This is a genomic window from Pseudomonas sp. Pseusp21 (assembly GCF_059492145.1).
In genome coordinates, this window is sequence record NZ_CP168520.1 from 3,166,316 (window position 1) to 3,192,018 (window position 25,703).

Genomic DNA, 25,703 nt, shown 5'->3' on the forward strand with positions numbered 1-25,703 from the left:
GTCACAAAAGCGGACGCAGAGCGTCCATGGCGGCGTTCCCACGCAGAGCGTGGGAACGATCGATACGATCGGGGGCTATCCGAGGGCTGTTTTCTCCAGGTGTTCAAGGATGATCGGGTACACATCGACCACCGCGTTCTTGCCGAACATGCAATCGATGTGGCCGTAACCCGGCACCACATGCCGGCTGTAGCGTTCCGGCCCGTGCTTCTCGCAAACCCGCTGATAGGTCTTGAGCGTGCTCTCCGGCAGATAACACTGGTTGTCGGCGCCGCTGATGAAGCAGATCGGCATGGTCAGCCGATCAAAGTGCGGCATGTACACGTCGTGCCCTTTGAAATCCACCAGATGCCCTTTGCGCACGATCAGCGCCAGGTGCTCGAAGGTCTCGATGTTCGACTCGCCGAACAGCTCGTGCAGGTTGTCGTGCAGCGTCTCGTTGAGGGTGTCGTGGCGATACAGCGAGGCGTACATGAAAGTGATGCGGTGGCACACCGGGTTGGTGCAATAGCCCTGGGCTTCGATCCGCGCGTAGCCGTTGAGGGCCTTGTCGTAGAGCCGGTTGAACCAGTTCTCCTTGCTGTCGGCGTAGGCAGTCATGGATTTGATGCCGATTGCGTCAAGCATCCCCGGCAAGTGCAGACCGGCCTTCAGCCCCGTTGCCGTCGCGACCACCGTGTCGGCGGCAATCTGTGAGCAGACCACCGAACGCACGCCCTGCAAACCGGCGAGCAGCGACATGAAGAAGGTCGTCGCGCCGTAGCAATGCACCACGCACTGCACGTCTTTGGCTTTGGTTTCCTGCTGGATCTGTGCGATGGCGGCCTTGAAGTCGTACTGGGCGATCTGCTCGCCGTTCCACTCCTTCTTGCTTGCCGGCAGCAGGATGCTCACCCGGAAATCCAGCAGCCACACGTCGTAATCGTGCTTGCACAGAAACTCCAGCAGGTTGGTCTGGATCGTATCGGTGGAAAAGATATTCGAGCCCACACCCAGACCATGCACCAGCATCACCGGTCCTTTGCTGCCGGCCTGATAACGGGTCAGGCGCAACTGCACGCCGTCTTCGGTGGAGAAGAAATGCACGGCAGGCGTCGGTGCATCCAGTGGCCGTTTCAGCCGTGGCGGCGCGTCGGGGTTGAAGTATTTGTCACCGGCGAACACTCCGCCGTAACTCTCCCAGAGAATCCCGGCGAAGAACTTGCCGAACCGCGCCAGCCCTTCGATGCGCTCACGCTCGTTGCGCGCATTGAGGACTTTCATGGTGGTCATCTGCTTGGCGAAATCGGTCGGTTTGATGTGCATCACTCCGGAGCCGATCACCTCGCCGGTCTTGTCCGGCCCGCGATACAGCGTGACGTAGAGGGTGCTGGTGTCGTGCCAGATATTCAGCACGCCGTTGTCTTCCGGCACGGTCTTGAAGGCACTGAAGAAGTAGTCGTTGCCGTCCTCGGCGGTCAGTTTCATGTCGTACTTCATGTGGCGCGTATCGACCTGCTGCTCGAACTGCTCGAACAGGTTGAACACACCGTTGCTGGCGGTCAGCGGTTCCGGCGACAGCGCCGGGGCGATCACCGTGCCGACGATGGTCGCGGCGTGTTCCGGCTCCTTGATCATCCGGTTGAGGTCGTTGGCGGTGATGGTCAGGGTGAAGTCGATCGGCGAGTTGTCCGCCTCGCCGCGTTTGGCGGCCGCCTCATAAACCTTCAGGTCGGTGCTTTGCGCGGCGGTAAAGGCGCGGGAGAAGTAGCCCTTCATGGTTTCGGTGAACTGCACGCCAAGGGTCGGCGGCGCGGTCTGTTTGCGGGGCGCCGACGGCAGCGTGTAGTCGATCGTCCAGCCACGGTCGGCCGCCAGCAGGCCCATGTTGCGCTCGCTCACGGCAGAGATGGTCAGCAGCGGATTGACCGCCAGTGACGTCGGGATCACCGCGCCGTCGGTCACGTACAGGTTGGCGTAGACATCGGTGCCACTGGCACCGCTGAACACCTGGCCCTTGTGGTTGACCACGCCTTGCGCGGCGTCTTCACCCATCACGCAACCGCCCAGCGGATGCACCGAGACGATGCTGTGCTTGAGCAGCTTGGTCCAGATCGGATTCTCGACCCAGATCCCGCCCAGGGCTTTGGTGCTCTGATACAGCCGTTGGTTGCCGATCTTGAAGTTTTCCTGCTCGCCGACACCCGGCCAGTCGATGCGCAGTTGATCCTTGCTGTCGAGAACCATGCGTCCCTGGCCGCTGTCGTGGCTCATGATCAGGTACGTCTGCATGTTGTGCAGCGCGCCGTGATACGGGCCGCGCAGGAAGCTTTCGGCTTCGCGCTCCTTGTACTTCACCTTACCACTGAAGCTGTCGTCGGTGGGCTTGCCGATCATTTCGGCGAACCCGGCCATCGCCGGCACCATCGGCCGGCCGAGCGCGCCGGGGATCGAGCCTTCCTCGATGACCATGCGACTGCTGCGGTCACCCTCGGTGCGCATGTCGATGATCGAGGTGATGCACGGGCCGACCGGTTGCAGTTCCTTGGCCGAATGCGCGCCGAAACCGATGCCGTTGATGGTCTGCTCACAGTTGTGGCCGAAGCCGAGGATGTCGCCGTTGCCGCTCATGTTCTCGCCGAGCTGGCCGGACATCGCCAGGCCTTTGTCCCGCGAACGCAGCAGAATTTCAGTGGAGCCGAGGGTGCCGGCGGACACCACGACGATGTCGGCCTTCACGAACAGCGTCGGCGCATCGAACTTCTCGCGGCCGCTATCGAGGTACTGGAAGTGCACGATCCAGCCATTGCCGTCGCGCTCCAGATGCCGCACCTGGGCCTGACAGAAAATCTCCGCGCCGTGATTGGTGGCGTCCGGCAGGTAGTTCATCAGCGTGGTGTTCTTGGCCTTGTTGTTACAGCCCGACACGCAGTCGCCGCAGTGGTTGCACGGCAGTTGCTCGACGCCGACGTGGTTGAGGTTGTTCGGCAGTTTGTCGAAGGTCACGTTAATCGGCGGCTTGTAGAAGTGCGCGCCTTGCTTGAGGAAATCTGCGGATTTTTTGTTGGCATCGAGTTTCGGCAGGTTCGGCGCGGTGCTCGGGTAGGGATTGGGTTTGAGCATCTCCCGGGCCTTTTGGTAACCCAACTGGAGCAAGCCGTCGTGGTCTTCGCGCACCGCCAATGGCCAGCGCGGATCCTGAAACACATCGACAGTCGGCTCCAGGGAAACGTTGGCATTGATCAGCGACGTGCCGCCGAGGCCACAACCGACCACCACGTTCTGCTGCGCGTTGACGTGCAGGTCGAACAACCCGGTGCGCGAGCCGATGTGGCCGTCCGGATCGTGTACCTGCAACTCTTCGGTCGCGGCGATCATGGTGTTGGGGTATTCGCCGGGCTGGATCTCCCGACCGCGTTCCAGCAGACAGACCTTTTTACCGGCCCGGGACAGGCGCGAAGCGGCAATGCCGCCGCCGTACCCGGAGCCGATGACGATCACGTCGTAGTGTTCCTTGATGTCGCTGATGGGCGTTGCGATCCGTGTCATGAGGTGGTTCCTCTCTCAGGCAGATGGGGCAACTCTGCGGTTGCCTGCAATCGATGGGCGAACGGGCACCTGGCCTTCGGGTAATCCCGACGGCAGTACAGCGGTTTGGGCAGGAATCAGGCGCTACAGACGGGCGTGCTGATTGGCGGCACGACGCAACGTGCGCTTGCGCGGCGAAGGTGCCGGCAGAGCACGAAGCATGCAGGGATTGAGGGGTAAGCGGTGGGGCCGGGTATCCATCACGCGTTCTCCCTGAACCAGATGTGGATAAGTGACAGCTGTCCTTGTGCCATTGCAGTGAAGACAGGCACCGGATCGAAGTCAAGGCAGGCTCTTAGAACTGTATGAAATCTGATCAATCGCCTTTTGGACTAAGCCCGCCGGGGGTTGCAGGGTTTGGCAAACAAGTTATCCACATAGCCACCCACAGCTAATGGGGACAACTGTGGATGATCTGAAAAAATAGTCGCGGTTTTGTGAAGAAAAACCGTGACTTATCCAGAAGCAGGGTTTCCATTAGCGATTGAGTGTTTTTTGATCAAATCGCTACATGGCAAGTATTACGTGGCTTGCAGAGGATGGCGAACACCTTATCCACAGAAGCGCCAACAGAGTTCGGGGGTAACTTGGCGGGTGCTGTGGAAAAGCGCTGGAAGCGTTGATAAATCGGGGTTTGTGTGGGGATTGATGGGTTAAAAGGCTGAATTGATCGTTTTTTGATCAGATCTTTGTAAGCCACGTTATATATGGCTTGCAGCGGATAGCGAACATCTTATCCACAGAAGCGCCAACAGAGATTGGGGGCAAGTCTGGGAGTTGTTCTGGGGAAAAACTCAGAAAAAACCGCGAGTTAGGCTGGTTGTTTTTTGATCTGAGGGCTGGAGGGCTTGGTTTGTATGGGGTTGGGAGAGGGGCGAACATGTTATCCACAGAGTGGTTAACAGGGATTGTGTGTAAATTCTGAGGAGTGGATGGCTTGTGACCGCTGCCCTCACCCCAGCCCTCTCCCGGGGGGAGAGGGAGCCGACCGAGTTGCCCTTCTGAACTACATCGACCTGAAAGATCAATGTGTTCTCAGGCTTGGCCAAACCAAGGTCACCGCTGAAGTCGCAGGTCGATGTAAATAGCCAGCTCAACTCGGTCAGTTCCCTCTCCCTCCGGGAGAGGGCTAGGGTGAGGGGGCTTCTAGCGGACAACCCCCTCTTCAATCAACAACTTCAAAATCGCTTCCGCCCCGGCCTCAGCAGTCACACCCTTGAGCACCTGCCCCCCACCGCCACTGGCCTTGGCCGTCGCCGCCTTCATCCGGTCCGCCCCGCTCTTGGCCTTGATCACCTTCAACCGTTTCGGCCGAGGCTTGGCCGGTTGCAGGGTCGCCACCGCAAGCAATTCGTCGTCCACCACTTCCACATCTTCTGCCTGCAGAACGCCACGCCGCGCCGGGCCGTAAGCACTCTGCCGAGGCTTGGGCGCAGCGTTATCCACAGTCGCCAGAAACGGCAAGCGCACCTTCAGCCGGCGCCGCTGCCCGCGAGGCAACGCTTGCAGCACCAACGCCGAACCGTCGTTGATCGACTCGACCTGCGCCAGACCCACCACCAGCGGCCAGCCCAGCCCTTCGGCCAGCAGAAACGGCAGCATCCCCGAACCTTCTCCGGTTTCCGCCTGGCTGCCGGTCAACACGACCTGGGCACCAGCATCACGCAGATACTCGGTCAACGCCGGCAGCGCATCGGCGCCCGCCGGTTGTTCCAGCACATGCATCTGCGCAAGCCCCATGCCCAGATAGGCGCGCAGCGCCGGTTCCGCGATGTCGCCGGCGTGCAGCACTTGCAGGTTATCCCCCGCCAGTTGCAGGCCGAGTTCCACCGCGCGGGCGTCCTGATCGGCGCGGCGAGGGCGGCCGGAGGTCGGGTGGGCGCCGATTGAAACCAGACTGATGATCTTTGTGCTCATAACCGTTCCTTAAGCCGCATCGCGCTTGGCTTCGTTGCGGTAAGCCTCTACCGCCGCGATCAAGGCCTGAAGAATTTCCGCGCTTTCGCCGATCACCGACAGGTCGGCACGCTTGATCATGTCGCAACCCGGATCAAGGTTGATCGCCACCACCTTGTCGCAGGCACCGATGCCTTGCAGGTGCTGGATCGCCCCGGAAATCCCCACGGCCACGTAAACCCGCGCGGTGACCCAGGTGCCAGACGCGCCGACCTGGCGGTCACGGGCCATGAAGCCATCGTCCACCGCCACCCGCGAAGCGCCTTCGGTGGCGCCGAGAGCGGCGGCCGTCCTGTGGAAAAGCTCCCAGTCCTTGACCCCGTTGCCGCCGGAGAAGATGAACTCGGCCTCGGCCATCGGAATCGCTGCCGGATCCACCGCCACCGCACCCAGATCCTCAATCCGCGACAAGCTGCGCGCGACGGGTGTGGATAACTCCACCGGCAGCGCTTCATGACGGGTTTCGCTAACCGGTTCGGCACATTCGGCGGACGCCAGAATCAACCGCGCCACCGGGCGGGCCAGATCCTGCAACCCGGCACCGGCGCGGCCGATGCATTCCTGATCCTTGACCTGCCACACCCGTGTCGCCGGGCGTTCACCCAGTGCGGCAGCAAAGCGCCGACCGAGTTCGCCGCCGCCACTGCGGCTGTCCGGCAGCAGCCAGTGACGCGGGTTGAACTGGTTATCCACAGCCCGCAGGCCCTGGATCCGTTGCTCCGGTGCATAACCGCTGAATTCTTCGCCTTCCAGCACCAGCAAGCGATCAACGCCTGCGGTGGCGAAAGCGTTTTCCTTGTGCTCGCCGAACACCACGGCCAGCACAGCGCCGTCGCTGCCGGCCAGTTGATGAGCCAGGCCGAGCAAGTCGCGGTCGTGGCTGCTCAAGCGGCCACCGACCATGTCGGGCACCACGCTGATATAGAACGCCGGGGCCGGCACCTGATGCAGCGGCAATTGCACTTCGACCGCGGCCGAACGCTTGACCGCCCCGCCCTGCTGGGCGCCGCTGCGGTCGATGCGCTTGATGCCGTTCGGCCCGATGAAGCCGATGCCGTGCAGGTTCTTGCGGATGATCCCGTTAGGGCCCATCCAGCTGTGTTGCGCCGGTTGCATGGCCGCGTGCAGCGGGTGCAGGCGGTTGCGTGCGATCCATTCGGCGCGGGGGTCGCGGCGGATAATGTCGCTCATCAGTGGGCCTCCGCAGGTTCACGTTTGGCCGGGGTGGCAGGCTTGTTCGGCGCGGCGTCTTCGAGCAGCGCGTCGGCCACCAGTTCGGCGATGTCCTTGATCAGCGGACGCGGTTCGACCACGCCTTCGAGCATCGCCGTGCACTGTGGACAACCCACGGCCACCAGTTCGGCACCGGTCTCGCGAATGTCTTCCATGCGCATGTCGGGGATCCGCTGCTTGCCCGGAATGTCAGTGATCGGCGCCCCGCCACCGCCGCCGCAACAGCGCGAACGGAAGCCGGAACGTTGCATTTCCTTGATCTCGATGCCGAGGGCGCGCAGCACTTCGCGCGGCGCCTCGTACTCGCCGTTGTAGCGGCCGAGGTAGCACGGATCGTGATAGGTCACGCTGTTGCCTTTGTGCTGTCCGAGGTTCAGCGCGCCAGCCTGAATGATTTCCGCCAGATAAGTGCTGTGGTGCTGCACGAGGTAGTTGCCATCGAACGCGCCGTACTCATTTTTCAACACGTGGAAGCTGTGCGGATCGCAGGTGACGATGCGGTTGAAACTGTATTTGGCCAAGGTCTGGATATTGCGTTTTGCGAGCAGCTGGAAAGTCGCTTCGTCGCCAAGACGCCGGGCCACGTCGCCGCTGTCGCGTTCTTCCAGCCCCAGTACCGCGAAGTCGACCTTGGCCGCTTTCAGCACTTTGACGAACGCACGCAGAGTGCGCTGGTTGCGCATGTCGAAGGCACCGTCGCCAACCCAGAACAGCACGTCGGTGGACTTCTTCTCGCTGAGCAGGTTGAGGTTCAGGTCGGCCGCCCAGTTCATCCGTCCGCCCGGGGCGAAACCGCCGGGGTTGTCGGTGGCAATCAGGTTTTCCAGGACTTCGGCGCCCTTGTTCGGGGTAGCGCCTTTTTCCAGAGTCAGGTGGCGGCGCATGTCGACGATGGCATCGACGTGCTCGATCATCATCGGGCATTCCTCGACGCAGGCGCGGCAGGTGGTGCACGACCACAGGGTTTCGGCATCGACCAGGCCGTTGACGATCGGTTGATGCGGATTGCCGCCGTGTTCGCCCACCGGTTTGCCGGGATAAGGGCTGCCGGCGAACTTGGCATCGGTGCCGCCGGCGAGGCCGACGACCATGTCCTGAATCAGTTTTTTCGGGTTCAGCGGCTGGCCGGCGGCGAACGCCGGGCACGCCGCTTCGCACTTGCCGCACTGCACGCAGGCGTCGAAACCAAGCAACTGGTTCCAGGTGAAATCCTTGGGTTTCTCCACGCCCAGCGGCGCGGTCGGATCATTCAGGTCCAGCGGTTTCAAACCGGTGGAACGGCCGCCACCAAAACGTTCGGCGCGGCGGTGCCAGGCCAGGTGCAACGCACCGGCGAAGGCGTGTTTCATCGGGCCGCCCCAGGTCATGCCGAAGAACAGCTCCGACACGCCCCACAGCACACCGATCCCGAGAATTGCTGCAAGCACCCAGCCGCCGAAGTTCTCCGGCAGGATCCCGGCCACCGGCAAGGTCACCAGGAAGAACGAGGCCGAGAACGCCAGCAGGCTTTTCGGCAGGCGCATCCACGGGCCTTTCGACAGCCGCGACGGCGGGTTGAGCCGGCGCCGATAAACGAAGATCGCCCCGACGAACATCACCGCCGTCATCAGCAGCAACGCGTAGCCGAGAATGCGGTTGTGCAGGCCGAAACCGTGCACCAGAATCGCCAGCACGATCGACGCCACTGCACCGCCCGCCGTGGCGACGTGGGTGTTGGCGATGTATTTGTCCCGCGCCACCACGTGGTGCAGATCGACCATGTAACGCTTGGGCATGGCGAACAGGCCGCCGATCAGATCGACCTTCGAGGCCCGGCCCCGGCGCCACATGGCCACCCGCCGCAACGCTCCCAGCACCGCGAGGGCCAAGGCTGCGAACAACAGGATTGGAAGAAGGGTGTTCAACATGGTGAAGCTCCCAAAGACCGCAGGGTCAGTGATCGTTCCCACGCTCTGCGTGGGAATGCAGCCCGGGACGCTCTGCGTCCCAAGAGCGGACGCAGAGCGTCCATTGATGCGTTCCCACGCAGAGCGTGGGAACGATCAGGCCTAGAGCGTTTAGAAGTCTTTGCACAACCGCAGGGCGTCGTAGATGGCGGCGTGGGTATTACGCTGCGCCACGCAGTCACCGATGCGGAACAGCAGATAACCGTCGCCGGTGCTGCTCAACGAAGGTTGCGGCTGGATCGCGAACAGCGCCTCGACGTCGATCTGGCCCTTGTTGCGCGAGCCGTCCTTGAGGGCGTAGTAGATTTCTTCGTCCGGGCGCACGCCGTTCTCGACGACCACCTGATCCACCACCCGCTCCTCTTTTGCGCCGGTGTATTCGTTCTCCAGCACGGCGACGAGTTTGTCGCCTTCGCGGTAGACCTTCTCCAGCATCATGTCGCCGGTCATGATCACTTCTTTCGGGTACATGCTGCGGTAGTAGGTCGGGAACGACGTACCACCGATGGCCACGCCCGGCTTGATGTCGTCGGTGACGATCTCGACTTGGCTGCCCTTGTCGGCGAGGAAGTCGGCCACCGACATCCCGGTGAACTCGCAAATGGTGTCGTAGACCAGCACGTTCTTGCCCGGCGCGACCTTGCCGTCGAGCACGTCCCAGCTGCTGACGACCAGCCCTTCAGCGGCGCCCCAGTGTTCGTTCTGCTCCAGATACGGATGCCCGCCAACGGCCAGCACCACGATGTCCGGACGCAGGTCCATGATGGTGTCGGCGTCCGCCGCAGTGCCCAGACGCAGGTCGACTTTCAGCCGCGCCAGTTCCAGCTGGAACCAGCGGGTGATGCCGGCGATCTGGTCACGCTGCGGCGCTTTCGAGGCGGTAGTGATCTGGCCGCCGATGAATTCCTTCTTCTCGAACAGGGTCACGTCGTGGCCACGTTCGGCCGCCACACGGGCCGCTTCCATCCCCGCCGGGCCGGCACCGACGATCACCACCTTGCGTTTCGGCCCGGTGGATTTCTCGATGATGTGCGGCACGCCCATGTATTCACGGGAAGTCGCCGCGTTCTGGATGCACAGCACGTCCAGACCCTGGTACTGACGGTCGATGCAATAGTTGGCGCCGACGCACTGCTTGATCTGGTCGACCTGGCCCATCTTGATCTTGGCGATCAGGTGCGGGTCGGCGATGTGGGCGCGGGTCATGCCGACCATGTCGACGTAACCGCCCTCCAGGATCCGCGTGGCCTGGTTCGGGTCCTTGATGTTCTGCGCGTGCAGCACCGGAACCTTGACCACTTCCTTGATCCCGGCCGCCAGGTGCAGGAACGGCTCCGGCGGATAACTCATGTTCGGAATCACGTTGGCCAGGGTGTTGTGGGTGTCGCAACCCGAGCCGACGACGCCGATGAAATCGAGCATGCCGGTGTCGTCGTAATACTTGGCGATCTGCTTCATGTCTTCGTGGGACAGACCGTCCGGGTGGAACTCGTCACCGCAGATGCGCATGCCGACGCAGAAGTCGTCACCGACCTCGGCACGCACGGCTTTCAGGACTTCCAGACCGAATTTCATCCGGCCTTCGAAAGTGCCGCCCCACTCGTCGGTCCGCTTGTTGACGCGCGGGCTCCAGAACTGGTCGATCATGTGCTGGTGCACGGCCGACAGTTCGACGCCGTCCAGGCCACCGGCCTTGGCGCGGCGCGCGGCTTGCGCATAGTTGCCGATCACCCGCCAGATCTCTTCCGGCTCAATCGTTTTGCAAGTGGCGCGGTGTACCGGTTCACGGATGCCCGACGGCGACATCAGGGTCGGCCAGTGGAAACCGTCCCAACGGGAGCGACGGCCCATGTGGGTAATCTGGATCATGATCTTGGCGCCATGCTTGTGCATGGCGTCGGCGAGATTCTGGAAGTGCGGGATGATCCGGTCGGTGGACAGGTTCACCGAACTCCACCATTGCTGCGGGCTGTCGATCGCCACCACGGACGAACCGCCACAGATCGCCAGGCCGATGCCGCCCTTGGCTTTCTCTTCGTAATACTTGACGTACCGCTCGGTGGTCATGCCGCCGTCGGTCGCGTAGACCTCGGCATGCGCGGTGCTGAGCACGCGGTTGCGGATGGTCAGTTTGCCAATTTGAATTGGCTGAAACATTGCTTCGAAAGCCATGGCGGGTTCCTCGACTTACAACGGCTTGACGGTGAACAGGCCGTCGTCGTGGCCTTCTTCGGAGCCACCGTAAACCTGCTCGGCCACGGTGCGGATCTGGCTGCCGCGAGCGGCGAGGATCTGGTCCATGGCACCGGCAAACCAGCCGGTGAACATGTAGTCGACCTTGCGCCCGACCTTGCCGTAGACGTAGACGAACGCCGAGTGTTCGAGCTTGACGCTGGCGGTGCCTTTGTCGAGGTCGATGTCCTGGATCTTGAACAGGCCCCAGCCGCGCTGCGACAGGCGCTTCATGTAGTGTTCGAACACCGCGACGCCTTCCAGGCCGTGGCACTCGGCTTCTTTTTCACACCAGTGCCAGGCGGATTTGTAGCCGGCCTTGTAGAGGATTTCGGCATAGGCGTCAGCGCCCAGCACTTCCTCGATGCCCATGTGGTTGTTGACGAAGAAATGGCGCGGCACGTACAGCATCGGCAGGGCGTCGGAGGTCCAGACACCGGTCTCGCTGTCGACTTCGATTGGCAATTGCGGGGCGATCTTGGCCATGGAAACTTAACTCCAGAAAAATTTTGGTGTTGCCCCCGGCGCGGACGGCCGGGGGAAAGTATTCGGGAAGCGGCGGCTTATTCGCCCCAGACGTCTTTGAGGACGTTGACCCAGTTTTCGCCCATGATCTTGCGTACCACGCGCTCGGAGTGGCCGCGCTTGAGCAGGGTTTCGGTCAGGTTCGGGAACTCGCCGACGGTGCGGATGCCCAGCGGGTTGATGATCTTGCCGAAGTTGGTCAGACGGCGGGCGTAGCCCTTGTCGTGGGTCAGGTATTCGAAGAAGTCCTGGCCGTGACCCTGGGTGAAGTCGGTGCCAATGCCGATGGCGTCTTCGCCGACCAGGTTCATGGTGTATTCGATGGCTTCGGCGTAGTCGTCGATGGTCGAATCGATACCCTTGGCCAGGAACGGCGCGAACATGGTCACGCCGACGAAACCGCCGTGGTCAGCAATAAACTTGAGCTCTTCATCGGATTTGTTGCGCGGGTGCTCTTTCAGCCCCGACGGCAGGCAGTGGGAATAGCAGACCGGTTTTTTCGATTCGAGGATGACTTCCTCGGAAGTCTTGGAGCCGACGTGGGACAGGTCGCACATGACGCCGACACGGTTCATCTCGGCAACGATTTCGCGACCGAAACCCGACAGACCGCCGTCACGTTCGTAGCAACCGGTGCCCACCAGGTTCTGGGTGTTGTAGCACATCTGCACGATACCGACGCCGAGCTGCTTGAACACCTCGACATAGCCGATCTGGTCTTCGAACGCGTGGGCGTTCTGGAAGCCGAAGAGAATGCCGGTCTTGCCCTGCTCCTTGGCCTTGCGGATGTCGGCGGTGGTGCGGACGGGGATCACCAGGTCGCTGTTTTCGCGAATCAGTTTCTGGCTGGCGGCGATGTTATTGACCGTGGCCTGAAAGCCCTCCCACACCGACACGGTGCAGTTGGCCGCCGTCAGACCGCCCTTGCGCATGTCTTCGAACAGCTCGCGGTTCCATTTGGCAATGATCAGACCGTCGATAACGATGCTGTCGGCGTGTAATTCGGCTGGGCTCATCAGGCGTCCCCTTATTGGCGATTCATGCGCCGAATCGTCTGCCGGCGCTTTGGGGCCAGCATATGCCTCGGTGCGCGACCAGCCGGGTGCAAAAACGACAGGGGAATTGCCGAAAGCGTCAATCCGCGACAAAGGGTCGCCAACCGGTCCGACCGGCCACCTGTTCAAGCCCGCGAGCTTGAGCCAGAATCTGCCGCATCCCGGAAACACCACTGGATTAGAGCGGCGACATCAATGAAATCGATTTTCCTGGCCCTGGCCCTGATTGCGACCGGCGTACACGCCGCCGAAGAGTCGGACAACAACCCGTGCGACGCGGTGGAAAACGACATCCAGACCCTGGAATGCTCGGCCTACAGCCGCACCACCGCCGAGGACCTGCTCAAGGACAACTACGCCAGCCTGAACGAGCGCATGCAGACGGCCTACGGCAAGAACCCGGCGCAACTGGCCGACATCACCGCCAAACTCAAAGCCGCCCAGCAACAATGGCTGAAGACCCGCGACGCCGACTGCGCCGTCGAAGCCTTCCCGGCGACGGACGGCAGCAAGGCGTTCAAGATTGCGCAGAATGACTGCGTGGCGCGGATGAGTGACGAGCGGTCGGAGTTTTTGGAGTCGATTGGGCAGGAGTGAGGGCTTGAGCTGTAAGCTGCACCTCTTCAGCCAATCAAGGGATTCACATGAACATCTGCGGTATCGAAATCAAAGGCAGTGAAGCGATCATCGCCGTGGCCTCCCTCGACGGTTCGGTGCTGAGCCATGTCGCGCTGAACACCAAGAAAATCGCGCTGGACGATGACGACGAGGCGGCCAACGTGAAGCTGTTCGCCGCACAAGTGGCGTCGTTCGTGCGCGAGAACTCGATTGATCGCATCGCGATCAAGAAGCGCAGCAAGAAGGGCGAGTTTGCCGGTGGACCGACCACGTTCAAGATCGAGGGTGTGTTTCAGTTGCTGGACGGTTGCGAGGTGACGCTGCTGTCGCCGCAGACGATCAATGCCCAGGCCAAGAAGCACAATTTCGAGCTGCCGGGGACGCTGAACAAGTATCAGCATGAAGCCTACAAGGCAGCGTGCTCGGCGTTGGTGAAGAAGTAGCTAGCGCGCTTTACGCGTGCTCAGCCAGTCGCCGAAGGACTTGTCTTCCAGCGCATAGCCACCACGGCTCGACTTCCACACCAGCTCCTTGTCACGCAGGGCATCGATGCAGGCCTGAATGGTCTGGGTGCCCGGCACCACGTCGCTGCCCAGGTTTTCCAGTGCCTTGCTGACGGCCGTGAGCGTGCTGTCTGTGAACGGCGCGAATGGCTCGTTGTTCTGTGAGCGCTCCACCATCACCTCCAGCACGGCGCGCTGAGGGATGGTCAGAGCGTTCCACGCGCTCTCGAACTCGGTCCATACGCCTGCGCGCAACAATTCGGCACGGCTTTGCAGCAGTTGCCCCAGATTGCTGGCCTCGCCCAGCTCCAGCGCGACTTCGCCGATGATGGTGCGCAACATTTCCGGGCGCCGCCCCACCAATTCAAAGGCGTCGTCGATATCGGCCGCACTGAACTGGTTGGTCTCGGCCAGATGGGCGTTGAGGTGCAAGGTGTACGCCTGGGTGAACTCTTTCCCCAGCAGCGGAAAGGGCGTGATGCTCGAGCCGAAAAACGGTTGGCTCTTGCCCAGTACCAGGTGGGCGAGTTTGTCGCGATTGGAACCGGTGAACACCAGATGCAACCCGCTGCCCTCGCCTTCACGCCCCTGATTGAGCTGATCCCGTGCGGCCTTCAGGGCAAACATTGCGTTAATGCCCGCTGCTGTGGTGAGTGCGTGCTGGGCCTCGTCGATCACCAGCACTACGGATTTTTCGGCGGCGCTGTGGAGCAGTTCCAGTGCTTGCGTCAGGGTCGCGCCGGCCGGCAGTTGCGGCTTGGTGAAATCCCAGGACAAGGTGCGCAGAAAGCTGAGTTTTTCGATGCCGATATTTTTCGCCAGTTTGCGGATGCCCTTTTCAAAGGGGACCAACGCACCTGCAATGGCACTGGCGATCAAGTCAGCAGGGTCTTTTTCCTTATCGGCCCACAGGTCGACGTAAACCGTCAGCCAGCCTCGGGCCTGGCATTCCGGGATCAGATCCTCGCGCAGAAAGGTACTTTTGCCTGTGCGACGCGGCGCTGCCAAAAAAAGGCCGGAGGTGAAATCCTGCAGACCTGCACCCACCAGACCATCGGCAACGCTGCGGGCCAGAGCGGGGCGGCGGAAGACGAAGCCGTTGTTTCGGGACATGGTTTTACACTCAATTATTCAAACGACTGTAATTTATACCTAAAAGTATAATTAACTATAATCGTCCGTCAAACGGCCTCCCGTCGCCGATCCTCTCGCGGACACCGGGCAAACTTCGCCCGGTAGCTGCGGGTGAAATACGACGGGGATTCAAACCCGCAGGCGATGCTGACTTCCAGCACGCTCATGTCGGTCTGGCGCAGCAGCTGTCGGGCCTTTTCCAGTCTTAAGCGCAGATAGAAATTGCTCGGCGTGTCATTCAGATGCAGCCGAAACAAACGCTCCAGTTGCCGCCGCGTCACCTTGATCGATTCCGCCAGTTCCAAAGTGGTCAGCGGCGGTTCGCTGTGCTGCTCCATCTCGCCGATCACATGCACCAGCTTCTTGTTGCTGATGCCATAGCGCGTGGCGACCTCCATGCGCTGGTGGTCCTTGCGCGGACGAATCCGCCCCAATACAAATTGCTCGCTGACCTGGATCGCCAGTTGCGGGCCGTGGGCCTGAGCGATCAGGTCGAGCATCAGGTCGATTGACGCGGTGCCGCCGGCAGAAGTGATGCGCCGACGGTCGATCTCAAACAGCTCCTGGGTGACGCTGAGCTGTGGATAAGATTCCTTGAAGGCGTCGATGGCCTCCCAGTGCAGGGTCAGGCGATGACCATCGAGCAGGCCGGCCTCGGCAAGGACGAAGCTGCCGGTGTCGATGGCGCCGAGGGTCACGCCTTCGTTGTCCAGCCGTCGCAGCCAGTGCTCCAGCGCCGGGGTGGCGAACTTCAGCGGTTCAAAACCGGCGACCACCAGCAGCGTCGCCCCTTTCTTCAGCGGCTCCAGCGCCGCATCGGCGTTGACCGACATCCCGTTGCTCGCCAGCACCGCCCCGCCATCGGCGCTCAAGACGTGCCAGCGATACAGCTCGCCGCGAAAGCGGTTGGCCACCCGCAGCGGTTCGATCGCAGAGATGAAACCGATGGCGGAAAAACCCGGCATCAACAGAAAGTAGAAATCCTGGGACATGGCGCGCACTCGGTCAGCGGGTAGCGTGCAACGTTGATACGCCAGTTGTCGGCGGCATTCAAGAGCACAGGTCGCTGCAGTGCAAGAGCTGGTCGCCGCAGTGCGTTTTTACGGGGGCATTGCTGCGTAATTTGAGCATCACCGGCGCACAGACACCGGAACCCACAATAACGACCTGCCGAGGAACCCGACATGAAACGACTGATCAGCAGCTGTGTTCTCGCACTCAGCGGTACCGCGTTTTTAAGCGCCAGTGTCATGGCGGCCGATTCCGCATCGTGTCAGAACGTGCGCATGGGCGTGGTGAACTGGACCGACGTGATCGCCACCAGTGCCATGGCCCAGGTTCTGCTCGACGGCCTCGGCTACAGCACCAAACAGACCAGCGCCTCCCAGCAGATCGTCTTCGCCGGCATCCGCGACCAGCGTCTGGACCTGTTCCTCGGCTACTGGAACCCGCTGATGACCCAGACCATCACCCCGTTCGTCGAGGCCAACCAGGTCAAGGTGCTTGAAGCGCCAAGCCTCAAGGACGCCCGCGCCACCCTCGCCGTGCCGACCTACCTGGCGGACAAAGGCCTGAAAACCTTCGCCGACATCGCCAAATTCGAGAAAGAACTGGGCGGCAAGATCTACGGCATCGAGCCCGGCTCGGGCGCCAACACCCAGATCAAGGCGATGATCGCCAAGAACCAGTTCGGCCTCGGCAAGTTCCAGCTCGTGGAATCCAGCGAGGCCGGCATGCTCGCCGCCGTCGATCGCGCCGTGCGCCGCAAGGAGGCCGTGGTGTTCTTCGGCTGGGCGCCGCACCCGATGAACGTCAACGTGCAGATGACTTATCTGACCGGCAGCGACGACGCCCTCGGCCCGAACGAAGGCATGGCCACCGTATGGACCGTCACCGCGCCGAAATACGCCGAACAATGCCCGAACGTCAGTCGCCTGCTGAGCAACCTGACGTTCACCGCCGAAGACGAGAGCCGGATGATGCAGCCGCTGCTCGATCACAAGGACGCTTTCGAATCGGCCAAACAATGGCTCAAGGATCACCCGCAGGACAAACAGCGCTGGCTCGAAGGCGTCACCACTTTCGATGGCAAACCGGCGGCTGAAAACCTCCAGCTCACCAGCAAATAAACCGCAACGAACGAACCACTTCGCAGCCCGCCACGGGCTGCGAACAGACCCATCACGCCTGAAGGAAAACGCACCATGAATCACGACGTCATCATCACCTGCGCACTCACCGGTGCTGGCGACACGACCGCCAAAAGCCCACACGTGCCGGTCACCCCGAAACAGATCGCCGCAGCTGCGGTGGAAGCGGCCAAGGCCGGCGCCACGGTCGTGCACTGCCACGTTCGTGACCCGCAGACCGGCAAGTTCAGCCGTGACGTGGCGCTGTACCGCGAAGTCATGGAGCGCATCCGCGAAGCCGACGTCGACATCATCGTCAACCTCACCGCCGGCATGGGCGGCGACCTGGAAATCGGCCCTGGCGAGAGCCCGATGGAGTTCGGTCCGAACACCGATCTGGTCGGCCCGCTGACCCGTCTGGCCCACGTCGAAGAACTGCTGCCGGAAATCTGCACGCTGGATTGCGGCACCCTGAACTTCGGCGACGGCGACACCATTTATGTCTCCACCCCGGCCCAACTGCGGGCCGGTGCCAAGCGCATCACCGAGCTGGGCGTGAAGGCGGAGCTGGAGATTTTCGACACTGGCCACCTGTGGTTCGCCAAACAGATGATCAAGGAAGGCCTGCTCGACAACCCGCTGTTCCAGCTGTGCCTGGGTATCCCGTGGGGCGCGCCGGCCGACCCCACCACCATGAAAGCCATGGTCGACAACCTGCCCGCCGACGCGGTGTGGGCCGGGTTCGGCATCGGCCGGATGCAGATGCCGATGGCGGCGCAAGCGGTGCTGCTTGGCGGCAACGTGCGGGTCGGCCTGGAAGACAACCTGTGGCTGGACAAAGGCGTGCTGGCGACCAACGGCCAACTGGTCGAACGCGCCACCGAAATCCTCAGCCGCCTCGGCGCCCGCGTGCTGACCCCGGCTGAAGGTCGCAAGAAGATGGGTCTGACCCAGCGCGGCTGAAATCACCCTTTCCCCCGGTGGGCGGGCCATTGACGCCCACCGTTTTTTTGCCTCATTCCAGGAAGTGACCATGAGCTTTATCACCGAAATCAAAACCTTCGCAGCACTGGGCAGCGGCGTCATCGGCAGCGGCTGGGTCGCCCGCGCCCTCGCCCACGGCCTCGACGTGGTGGCCTGGGACCCGGCGCCGGGTGCCGAAGCGGCGCTGCGCAAACGCGTGGCCAACGCCTGGGGCGCGCTGGAGAAAAACGGTCTGGCGCCGGGCGCGTCGCAGGATCGCCTGCGCTTTGTGGCGACCATTGAAGAGTGCGTGCGCGATGCGGATTTCATCCAGGAAAGCGCCCCGGAACGCCTCGAACTGAAACTGGATCTGCACAGCAAAATCAGTGCGGCGGCCAAGCCGAATGCGTTGATCGGTTCCAGCACTTCCGGCCTGTTGCCGAGCGAGTTCTACGAGAGCTCGACCCACCCGGAACGTTGCGTGGTCGGTCACCCGTTCAACCCGGTTTACCTGCTGCCATTGGTGGAAGTGGTCGGCGGCAAGAACACCGCGCCGCAAGCGATTCAAGCGGCGATGAACGTCTACGAATCCCTCGGCATGCGCCCGCTGCATGTGCGCAAGGAAGTGCCGGGCTTCATCGCCGACCGCCTGCTCGAAGCGCTGTGGCGTGAGGCGCTGCACCTGGTCAACGACGGTGTGGCGACCACCGGTGAGATCGACGATGCGATCCGCTTTGGCGCGGGCCTGCGCTGGTCGTTCATGGGTACGTTCTTGACTTACACCCTGGCCGGTGGCGATGCCGGTATGCGCCACTTCATGTCGCAGTTCGGCCCGGCGTTGCAGTTGCCGTGGACGTACCTGCCGGCACCGGAACTGACCGACAAGTTGATCGACGATGTGGTGGACGGCACCAGCGATCAACTGGGCCGGCACAGTATTTCGGCGCTGGAGCGCTATCGTGATGATTGCCTGCTGGCGGTGCTTGAGGCGGTGAAGACCACCAAAGAGAAGCATGGGATGAGTTTCAGCGAGTAACCGATCGCTCCCACGTCGAGGCGTCGAACCGTCTGCGTGGGAATGCAGCCCGGGACGCTCTGCGTCCCAGAAGCGTGACGCAGAGCGTCACAGGAGGCGTTCCCACGCAGAGCGTGGGAACGATCGCATCAGGAGAAAATATGCCCACCCTCACCACCTACCAAACCCGCATCATCCGCGACTGGGTCGACTACAACGGCCACCTGCGCGACGCCTTTTATCTGCTGATTTTCAGCTACGCCACCGACGCCCTGATGGATCGTCTCGGCATGGACAGCAACAACCGCGAAGCCAGCGGCCACTCGCTGTTCACCCTCGAACTGCACCTCAACTACCTGCACGAAGTGAAGCTCGATGCCGAAGTCGAAGTGCGCACGCAGATCATCGGTCACGACCAGAAACGTCTGCACCTCTATCACAGCCTGCATCTGGCCGGCGGTGACAAGGAGCTGGCCGGCAACGAACAGATGCTGCTGCACGTCGACCTGGCCGGGCCGCGTTCCGCGCCGTTTACCCCGGACACCCTGGGCCGTCTGCAAGCCATCGTCGCCGAGCAGGCCGATCTGCCCGCTCCCGCTTACATCGGCCGAGTCATCGCCCTGCCCCCAGCCCGGTAAATCCATCCCTCACAAGGAGCCGCCATGCAAACCGCCGTTGCCGTTGCCGATTTCCGTACTTATCCGTTGATCAGCGCGCTGAACGGCGTGCAGAACCTGGCGGATCGCGTCCTGATTGAATGGGCCGACGGGCGCGTCAGCCCGTTCCACCACGTGTGGCTGCGCGACAACTGTCCCTGTCCGCACTGCGTCTACAGCGTCACACGTGAGCAGGTGTTCGAGATCATCGATGCGGCTCCCGACCTGACGCCATGCGCGGTGCACATCGACACCGATGGCTGCCTGCGTATCGACTGGCAGGACGGCCACCTCAGCCGCTTCGATGCCGGCTGGTTGCGCGCCCACGCCTACGATGATGAATCGCGCACCGAACGCCTCGCCTCCAGGCCGAAACCCTTCCTGTGGCGCAGTGATTTGCAGTTGCCGGTGTTCGACTATGCGGCGCTGATGAACGACAACGCCGCACTGCTGCAATGGTTGCTGGCGGTACGCGACATCGGCCTGACCCAGGTGCGCGGCGTACCCACCGAACCCGGTTCGCTGAAGCTGATCGCCCAGCGCATTTCGTTCATCCGCGAGAGCAACTTCGGCGTGCTGTTCAACGTGCAATCCAAGGCCGACGCCGACAGCAACGCCTACACCGCTTTCAACCTGCCATTGCACACCGACCTGCCGACCCGCGAGCTGCAACCGGGCCTGCAATTTCTGCATTGCCTGGTGAACGACGCCGAGGGTGGCGAGAGCATTTTCGTCGACGGTTTTGCGATTGCCGAAGCGTTGCGCCAGGAAGATCCCGCGTCGTTTCAGGCGCTGTGCGAAATCCCGGTGGAGTTTCGCAACAAGGACCGCCACAGCGACTATCGCTGCCTCGCACCGATCATCGCCCTGGACGCGTTGGGCCGGGTCGCGGAAATCCGCATGGCCAACTTTTTGCGCGGGGCGTTCGACACGTCCGTGGAGCAAATGCCCCTGCTGTATCGCGCTTATCGGCGCTTCATCGCCATGACCCGCGAGCCACGCTTTCGGGTGATGCAGCGGCTCAATCCGGGCGAGTTGTGGTGCTTCGACAACCGCCGCACTTTGCACGCGCGAAATGCGTTCGACCCGACCACCGGGGCCCGGCATTTTCAGGGCTGCTACATCGATCGGGATGAATTGCTGTCGCGGATTCTGGTGTTGCAACGCTAGACCGCATCATCGTAATTCGCAGGTAAAAAAAGCCCCGATACAAGCCGTGACAGGATCGGGGCGAGGGTACTGTTGAGGAGCTGCCGTGGCGAGGGTGACCAAACCTTCGTGAAGCGAGCTGAGGCCAGTGTGCCCACTCCCCTTGACGGCGAGTTAGCCGAAAACGACATGCTCATAGCCAATGTGGACACTGCGACAAATCGCCCTTGCCGTGCCTGGGCATGCCTACCAGAATCGAGCCACGACCTCCGTTGCCGAAGAAGGATTCGCGTCATGATGTATGCCGATTTGATCGATCAGGAAGACCTGTTGGGCCAACTCAAGTCGTTGGGATTCGAAGTACCGTCGGGCTCCACCGCCCAGCAGGCCTGCGAGTGCGCGGTGCGGGGTCTGGACGATGTCCGCGCCAACACGCTGCGCACCATGGTCAAGCAGATGTACACCAGCAGCGCGAGCATTCAGCCGACCGTGCGCGAAGCCATCGACAAGCAGTTGCTGCCGGCCCTGGCGCAGTATCAACAGACCCGCGCCTGATACCAGACAAAAAAGATCGCAGCCTGCGACAGTGCCTTTCCTGAAGGCGCTGTCGCAGGCTGCGATCTTTCGTTTTAGAGGCGCACGCTGGCGAAGGTCGACTCGTTGCGTGCCTGGCTCAGCGCCGACATCGGCCCGGACAGCGGCGACATCACGATGGCCTGCGGCAGCGGCATCATTGCCACCTGCTGGGTGGTGTTGGAGCCGACGCGCTCGTCACGCGGCGGAATGCCGAAGTATTCGCGGTAGCACTTGGAGAAGTGCGGCGTCGACACAAACCCGCAGACCGACGCCACTTCGATGATCGACATCGGCGTCTGCTTGAGCAGTTGCCGCGCACGGATCAGGCGCAGCTTGAGGTAGTAGCGCGACGGCGAGCAGTGCAGGTATTTCTGGAACAGGCGTTCGAGCTGGCGACGGGACACGGCGACGTACACCGCCAGTTCGTCGAGGTCGATCGGCTCTTCCAGGTTGGCTTCCATCAGCGCAACGATTTCCTGCAGTTTCGGCTGGTTGGTGCCGAGCATGTGCTTGAGCGGTACGCGCTGGTGATCCTGCTCGTTGCGGATGCGTTCGTAGACGAACATCTCGGAGATCGCGGCGGACAGTTCACGACCGTGATCGCGGCTGATCAGGTGCAGCATCATGTCCAGCGGCGCGGTGCCGCCGGAGCTGGTGAAACGGTTACGGTCGAGGGTAAACAGGCGGGTGCTCATCGCAACACGCGGGAAAGCTTCCTGCATCGCCGCCAGACATTCCCAGTGCACGCTGCAATCGAAGCCGTCGAGCAGGCCGGCGCAGGCCAGGGCCCAACTGCCGGTGCACACGGCACCGAGGCGGCGTGACTGCCGCGCCTGGCTTTGCAGCCACGACACGTGTTCACGGGTAACGGTACGTTGAATGCCGATCCCGCCGCACACGATGACGGTGTCGAGGGCCGGGGCTTTATGCATGGAAGCGTCGGGGGTGATCTGCAGACCGTCACTGGCCCAGACCTGGCCGCCGTCGACGGTGAGGGTGGTCCAGCGATACAGCTCGCGACCGGACAACTGGTTGGCCATGCGCAGCGGTTCGACTGCGGAAGCCAGGGAAATCAGCGTGAAATTGTCCAGCAGCAGAAAGCCGATGGATTGAGGCGCACGGTTCTGGGGTTGAGCCCCGGAGTTGAACGACGTCATCGCGGTATCTCCTCACACAAAGCGGGTGATGGCCTCAGGCGGAGGCTCTTGTTATTGCCATCGTTCTCTTGCGTGAGACGGGCTTTGTTATGACAGAGCAATTGCCATGCCTAAAATTGAATGGCTGTTCAATAACTCCTGAAAACGACGTCGCGACGCGTCTATACAAGCGCTCCGACGAAGGGTAATTCGAAGTGCCATCAGTGGCCGCGAAAGCCCTGCCCCGGAGCGTGTGAGCAAATCGGTAGCACTTGTGGGAACTGGCCTGCGCGCGATTGTCCTACAGTGTCACCGCAGGCACGGGTGACGGACGGTAGCGCCTGCGAATCAGGCGCTGGAGGCAGGAAAGACTCTTATCCGATAGCGACGCGCCAAAAGGTGGCGCGTTTGATATCCGGTGCTCACTTGGTGCGCAGTTTTGACTGGTCCGGCCCCGTCGCTGGCAAGCCAGCGATTGGGGCGACCAGGTATCAGCACTCCACCGCGCTGACCGCCAACCCGCCCCGCGAAGTCTCTTTATATTTGTCATGCATGTCGGCGCCGGTATCGCGCATGGTGCGGATCACCCGGTCCAGCGAGATGAAGTGCTGACCGTCCCCACGCAAGGCCATCTGCGCGGCATTGATCGCCTTCACCGCCGCAATCGCATTGCGTTCGATGCACGGCACTTGCACCAGGCCGCCCACCGGATCGCAGGTCAGACCCAGGTTGTGTTCCAGGCCGATTTCCGCCGCGTTGCACAACTGCTCGGGGCTTGCGCCGAGGATTTCCGCCAGACCAGCTGCCGCCATTGCGCAGGCCGAACCGACTTCCCCCTGACACCCGACTTCGGCACCGGAGATCGAGGCGTTCTTCTTGCACAGAATCCCCACCGCCGCCGCCCCGAGGAAGTAGTCGACCACGTTGGCGTCGGTCACCGCCTCGCTGAATTTCATGAAGTAGTGCAGCACCGCCGGAATGATCCCCGCCGCGCCGTTGGTGGGTGCCGTGACCATGCGCCCGCCGGCGGCGTTTTCCTCGTTCACCGCGAGGGCGAACAGGTTGACCCACTCCATCGCGCTGAGGGTCGAGCCGATCACGTTGGGCTTGTTCAGTTCCTGAAGGCTGCGGTGCAACTTCGCCGCGCGGCGGCGCACGTTGAGGCCGCCCGGCAGGATGCCTTCGTGCTTGAGGCCCTGCTCGACGCAATCCTGCATCGCCCGCCAGAGCTTCATCAGGCCGGCGCGGATTTCCTCTTCGCTGCGCCAGACCTTTTCGTTGGCCATCATCAATTCGGCCACGCGCAGGTTGTGGGTCTTGCACAGCTCCAGCAGCTCCACCGCGCTGGAAAAATCGTAAGGCAACTCGGTGCGATCCAGATCCACCACGCCGCTGGAGGCCTGCGCCTCGTCCACCACAAAACCGCCGCCGACCGAATAGTAGGTGTCGCGATGCAGCTCGCCGTGATCGCCTTCGGCAACCAGGGTCATGGCGTTGGGGTGGAACGGCAGGTTCTCGTCAATCAGGCGCATGTCGCGGGCCCATATAAAGGGCACCGACAAACGACCGTCGAGCAGCAGCGTGTGGGTTTCACGCAGAGCCTGGATCCGCGGGCCGATCTGCGACGGGTCGATCGCGTCCGGCCACTCGCCCATCAGGCCCATGATCACCGCGTTGTCGCTGCCGTGACCGACCCCGGTGGCCGACAGCGAACCGAACAGCTGCACCTCGATGCGACGCACCTGCTCCAGCAAATGTTTGTCGCGCAATGACTCGACAAACAGGGCGGCGGCGCGCATGGGCCCGACGGTGTGGGAACTGGAGGGGCCAATGCCGATTTTGAACAGGTCGAAAACGCTGATAGCCATTGCTGCAGAGCTCCTGAAAGTGCCGGTCCGGGGCGTGAAACGCCCGCTGGCGGAGCTGCTACGCTCAAGCTGCGATCCGCCGGAATGCCCGCATCATCAGGCTTTTCCCGGGTCGCTCGGCGTCTGACACCGACGCACTCATGCCCACTAACGCCGTGCCGGTTTCAGCCCGTGTTTTCGCCGTTTTTATGCGGTTCAGATGGCCAGAAAGGGCAGAAAAAAGCTGTAAACGACGTCACTGACACTGGATGCGACCATCCCTGTACTGGATACGACGCACCCTGTAGGCGTCAGATTTTCACTGGTACATGATCGTATCGACTCGATTGCAAGGCGCTGCGGTAGAGCTGTCTCCAGAACGCCATCCAACCGCAACCCATAAGTGCGGTGGTCCAATCGGAACACTGCCAAAAAAAACACCAAGGAGTCCATTCATGAAAGGTTCCCCGTCGTTGTTGTTGGCCGCCATGCTGAGTCTGCCGTTACTGGCTCAAGCCGCAGAACCGGCGCAGTGCAGTACCGTGAACTTCTCCGATGTCGGCTGGACCGACATCACCGCAACCACCGCCACCACCTCCGTCGTGCTTCAGGCCCTCGGCTACAAGACCAAGACCACCATGATTTCCGTACCCGTGACCTACAAGTCGCTGGCCGACGGCAAGAACATGGACGTGTTCCTCGGCAACTGGATGCCGACCATGGAAAACGACATCAAGGCCTACCGCGACGCCGGCACCGTGGAAACCGTGCGCACCAACCTCAAGGGCGCCAAGTACACCCTCGCCGTTCCGCAGGCCTTGTATGACAAGGGCCTGCACGACTTCGCCGACATCGCCAAATTCAAGAAGGAACTCGACGGCAAGATCTACGGGATCGAGCCGGGCAACGACGGCAACCGTCTGATCCAGAGCATGATCGACAAGAACGCCTTCGGCCTGAAAGACGCCGGCTTCAAGGTAGTCGAATCCAGCGAGGCGGGCATGCTGTCGCAGGTCGACCGCGCGCAAAAACGCGACACCGCCGTGGTGTTCCTCGGCTGGGCGCCGCACCCGATGAACAAGCGCTTCAAGATTCAGTACCTGACCGGCGGCGATGACTTCTTCGGCCCGGATTTCGGCGCCGCCACCGTGGCGACCAACACCCGCAAGGGCTACGCCGAGGAATGCAGCAACGTTGGCCAACTGCTGAAAAACCTGGAGTTCACCGTCGACATGGAAAGCGAACTGATGGGCAACATCCTGGACGACAAGATGAAGCCTGACGCGGCCGCCAAGGCCTGGCTGAAAAAGAATCCACAGGTGCTCGATACCTGGCTCGCTGGCGTGACCACCATTGACGGTAAACCAGGCCTGGAGGCCGTGAAAGCCAAACTCGCACAGCCTTGAATTAAAGAGGCATCGCTTATGCCGGGCGGGCTAACCGCCCGGGCTGTTTATTCCTTG

20 protein-coding genes are annotated in these 25,703 nt (G+C 62.0%); 9 read left to right on the top strand and 11 right to left on the bottom strand.

Annotated features, from left to right (window positions below):
- Positions 1 to 75: 75 nt before the first annotated feature.
- The 7 genes from ACEN93_RS14425 to ACEN93_RS14455 form a co-directional block, all read right to left on the bottom strand.
- Entirely contained in the window at positions 76 to 3,528 is a 3,453-nt protein-coding gene (locus ACEN93_RS14425) for a GMC family oxidoreductase N-terminal domain-containing protein (protein WP_495610192.1), read from the bottom strand.
- Positions 3,529 to 4,713: 1,185 nt separating this feature from the next.
- Positions 4,714 to 5,484 (bottom strand): electron transfer flavoprotein subunit beta, encoded by a 771-nt coding sequence (gene etfB, locus ACEN93_RS14430; RefSeq protein ID WP_074692129.1) that lies wholly within the window; start codon positions 5,482 to 5,484, stop codon positions 4,714 to 4,716.
- A 9-nt stretch (positions 5,485 to 5,493) separates the two neighbouring features.
- Positions 5,494 to 6,714 carry an electron transfer flavoprotein subunit alpha gene (gene etfA / locus ACEN93_RS14435; protein WP_007959785.1) on the bottom strand — a complete coding sequence of 407 codons (1,221 nt, stop codon included), beginning with the start codon at positions 6,712 to 6,714 and terminating at the stop codon, positions 5,494 to 5,496.
- Positions 6,714 to 8,663: a dimethylglycine demethylation protein DgcB gene (gene dgcB / locus ACEN93_RS14440; protein WP_039768006.1), complete on the bottom strand. Its 1,950-nt coding sequence runs from the start codon at positions 8,661 to 8,663 to the stop codon at positions 6,714 to 6,716. The genes etfA and dgcB overlap by 1 nt, the downstream gene beginning before the upstream one ends.
- A gap of 150 nt (positions 8,664 to 8,813) precedes the next feature.
- Positions 8,814 to 10,874, bottom strand: coding sequence for a dimethylglycine demethylation protein DgcA (gene dgcA, locus ACEN93_RS14445; RefSeq protein WP_064599960.1), 2,061 nt, complete (start codon positions 10,872 to 10,874; stop codon positions 8,814 to 8,816).
- A gap of 15 nt (positions 10,875 to 10,889) precedes the next feature.
- The gene (locus ACEN93_RS14450) at positions 10,890 to 11,420 is read right to left on the bottom strand and encodes a DUF5943 domain-containing protein (protein ID WP_011336290.1); all 531 of its coding nucleotides are present in this window, start codon (positions 11,418 to 11,420) and stop codon (positions 10,890 to 10,892) included.
- A 77-nt stretch (positions 11,421 to 11,497) separates the two neighbouring features.
- The gene (locus tag ACEN93_RS14455; protein ID WP_039768004.1) at positions 11,498 to 12,475 is read right to left on the bottom strand and encodes a dipeptidase; all 978 of its coding nucleotides are present in this window, start codon (positions 12,473 to 12,475) and stop codon (positions 11,498 to 11,500) included.
- A 234-nt stretch (positions 12,476 to 12,709) separates the two neighbouring features.
- Here ACEN93_RS14455 and ACEN93_RS14460 point away from each other — a divergent pair, with 234 nt between their 5' ends.
- Positions 12,710 to 13,111: a lysozyme inhibitor LprI family protein gene (locus ACEN93_RS14460; RefSeq protein ID WP_445434673.1), complete on the top strand. Its 402-nt coding sequence runs from the start codon at positions 12,710 to 12,712 to the stop codon at positions 13,109 to 13,111.
- A 47-nt stretch (positions 13,112 to 13,158) separates the two neighbouring features.
- Positions 13,159 to 13,575 (top strand): DUF3010 family protein, encoded by a 417-nt coding sequence (locus tag ACEN93_RS14465; protein WP_007959772.1) that lies wholly within the window; start codon positions 13,159 to 13,161, stop codon positions 13,573 to 13,575.
- Here the strand turns inward: ACEN93_RS14465 and ACEN93_RS14470 are convergent, their stop codons facing one another.
- On the bottom strand, positions 13,576 to 14,748 hold the full coding sequence (locus tag ACEN93_RS14470; protein ID WP_495610193.1) for an ATP-binding protein: 1,173 nt from the start codon (positions 14,746 to 14,748) through the stop codon (positions 13,576 to 13,578).
- Positions 14,749 to 14,816: 68 nt separating this feature from the next.
- Entirely contained in the window at positions 14,817 to 15,761 is a 945-nt protein-coding gene (locus tag ACEN93_RS14475; protein ID WP_011336294.1) for a GlxA family transcriptional regulator, read from the bottom strand.
- 192 nt (positions 15,762 to 15,953) lie between these two features.
- Here ACEN93_RS14475 and choX point away from each other — a divergent pair, with 192 nt between their 5' ends.
- From choX to ACEN93_RS14505, 6 genes are all read left to right on the top strand, one after another.
- Positions 15,954 to 16,898 (top strand): choline ABC transporter substrate-binding protein, encoded by a 945-nt coding sequence (choX, locus tag ACEN93_RS14480; protein WP_039768001.1) that lies wholly within the window; start codon positions 15,954 to 15,956, stop codon positions 16,896 to 16,898.
- A 75-nt stretch (positions 16,899 to 16,973) separates the two neighbouring features.
- Positions 16,974 to 17,861 carry a 3-dehydrocarnitine:acetyl-CoA trimethylamine transferase CdhC gene (gene cdhC, locus ACEN93_RS14485; RefSeq protein WP_495610194.1) on the top strand — a complete coding sequence of 296 codons (888 nt, stop codon included), beginning with the start codon at positions 16,974 to 16,976 and terminating at the stop codon, positions 17,859 to 17,861.
- A gap of 70 nt (positions 17,862 to 17,931) precedes the next feature.
- Entirely contained in the window at positions 17,932 to 18,897 is a 966-nt protein-coding gene (locus ACEN93_RS14490) for an L-carnitine dehydrogenase (protein WP_103385380.1), read from the top strand.
- 140 nt (positions 18,898 to 19,037) lie between these two features.
- Complete coding sequence (locus ACEN93_RS14495) at positions 19,038 to 19,514, top strand: thioesterase family protein (RefSeq protein WP_074692115.1); 477 nt, start codon at positions 19,038 to 19,040, stop codon at positions 19,512 to 19,514.
- 24 nt (positions 19,515 to 19,538) lie between these two features.
- On the top strand, positions 19,539 to 20,702 hold the full coding sequence (locus tag ACEN93_RS14500; RefSeq protein ID WP_039767997.1) for a gamma-butyrobetaine dioxygenase: 1,164 nt from the start codon (positions 19,539 to 19,541) through the stop codon (positions 20,700 to 20,702).
- A gap of 273 nt (positions 20,703 to 20,975) precedes the next feature.
- Positions 20,976 to 21,236: a hypothetical protein gene (locus ACEN93_RS14505; protein WP_007959758.1), complete on the top strand. Its 261-nt coding sequence runs from the start codon at positions 20,976 to 20,978 to the stop codon at positions 21,234 to 21,236.
- Positions 21,237 to 21,310: 74 nt separating this feature from the next.
- On the opposite strand, the gene gbdR is transcribed toward ACEN93_RS14505, so the two are convergent.
- Complete coding sequence (gene gbdR / locus ACEN93_RS14510) at positions 21,311 to 22,414, bottom strand: choline metabolism transcriptional regulator GbdR (protein ID WP_011336300.1); 1,104 nt, start codon at positions 22,412 to 22,414, stop codon at positions 21,311 to 21,313.
- A 470-nt stretch (positions 22,415 to 22,884) separates the two neighbouring features.
- On the bottom strand, positions 22,885 to 24,261 hold the full coding sequence (locus ACEN93_RS14515; RefSeq protein WP_039767995.1) for an L-serine ammonia-lyase: 1,377 nt from the start codon (positions 24,259 to 24,261) through the stop codon (positions 22,885 to 22,887).
- Positions 24,262 to 24,695: 434 nt separating this feature from the next.
- Between ACEN93_RS14515 and ACEN93_RS14520 the strand changes: the two genes are divergently transcribed.
- Positions 24,696 to 25,646, top strand: a complete 951-nt coding sequence (locus tag ACEN93_RS14520) for a choline ABC transporter substrate-binding protein (RefSeq protein ID WP_039767994.1) — start codon at positions 24,696 to 24,698, stop codon at positions 25,644 to 25,646.
- Positions 25,647 to 25,703 lie beyond the last annotated feature (57 nt).

Coding starts and splice junctions, on each gene's coding strand:
- ACEN93_RS14425 (WP_495610192.1), bottom strand. CDS start 3,528: ATGACACGGATCGCAACGCCCATCAGCGACATCAAGGAACACTACGAC.
- etfB (WP_074692129.1), bottom strand. CDS start 5,484: ATGAGCACAAAGATCATCAGTCTGGTTTCAATCGGCGCCCACCCGACC.
- etfA (WP_007959785.1), bottom strand. CDS start 6,714: ATGAGCGACATTATCCGCCGCGACCCCCGCGCCGAATGGATCGCACGC.
- dgcB (WP_039768006.1), bottom strand. CDS start 8,663: ATGTTGAACACCCTTCTTCCAATCCTGTTGTTCGCAGCCTTGGCCCTC.
- dgcA (WP_064599960.1), bottom strand. CDS start 10,874: ATGGCTTTCGAAGCAATGTTTCAGCCAATTCAAATTGGCAAACTGACC.
- ACEN93_RS14450 (WP_011336290.1), bottom strand. CDS start 11,420: ATGGCCAAGATCGCCCCGCAATTGCCAATCGAAGTCGACAGCGAGACC.
- ACEN93_RS14455 (WP_039768004.1), bottom strand. CDS start 12,475: ATGAGCCCAGCCGAATTACACGCCGACAGCATCGTTATCGACGGTCTG.
- ACEN93_RS14460 (WP_445434673.1), top strand. CDS start 12,710: ATGAAATCGATTTTCCTGGCCCTGGCCCTGATTGCGACCGGCGTACAC.
- ACEN93_RS14465 (WP_007959772.1), top strand. CDS start 13,159: ATGAACATCTGCGGTATCGAAATCAAAGGCAGTGAAGCGATCATCGCC.
- ACEN93_RS14470 (WP_495610193.1), bottom strand. CDS start 14,748: ATGTCCCGAAACAACGGCTTCGTCTTCCGCCGCCCCGCTCTGGCCCGC.
- ACEN93_RS14475 (WP_011336294.1), bottom strand. CDS start 15,761: ATGTCCCAGGATTTCTACTTTCTGTTGATGCCGGGTTTTTCCGCCATC.
- choX (WP_039768001.1), top strand. CDS start 15,954: ATGAAACGACTGATCAGCAGCTGTGTTCTCGCACTCAGCGGTACCGCG.
- cdhC (WP_495610194.1), top strand. CDS start 16,974: ATGAATCACGACGTCATCATCACCTGCGCACTCACCGGTGCTGGCGAC.
- ACEN93_RS14490 (WP_103385380.1), top strand. CDS start 17,932: ATGAGCTTTATCACCGAAATCAAAACCTTCGCAGCACTGGGCAGCGGC.
- ACEN93_RS14495 (WP_074692115.1), top strand. CDS start 19,038: ATGCCCACCCTCACCACCTACCAAACCCGCATCATCCGCGACTGGGTC.
- ACEN93_RS14500 (WP_039767997.1), top strand. CDS start 19,539: ATGCAAACCGCCGTTGCCGTTGCCGATTTCCGTACTTATCCGTTGATC.
- ACEN93_RS14505 (WP_007959758.1), top strand. CDS start 20,976: ATGATGTATGCCGATTTGATCGATCAGGAAGACCTGTTGGGCCAACTC.
- gbdR (WP_011336300.1), bottom strand. CDS start 22,414: ATGACGTCGTTCAACTCCGGGGCTCAACCCCAGAACCGTGCGCCTCAA.
- ACEN93_RS14515 (WP_039767995.1), bottom strand. CDS start 24,261: ATGGCTATCAGCGTTTTCGACCTGTTCAAAATCGGCATTGGCCCCTCC.
- ACEN93_RS14520 (WP_039767994.1), top strand. CDS start 24,696: ATGAAAGGTTCCCCGTCGTTGTTGTTGGCCGCCATGCTGAGTCTGCCG.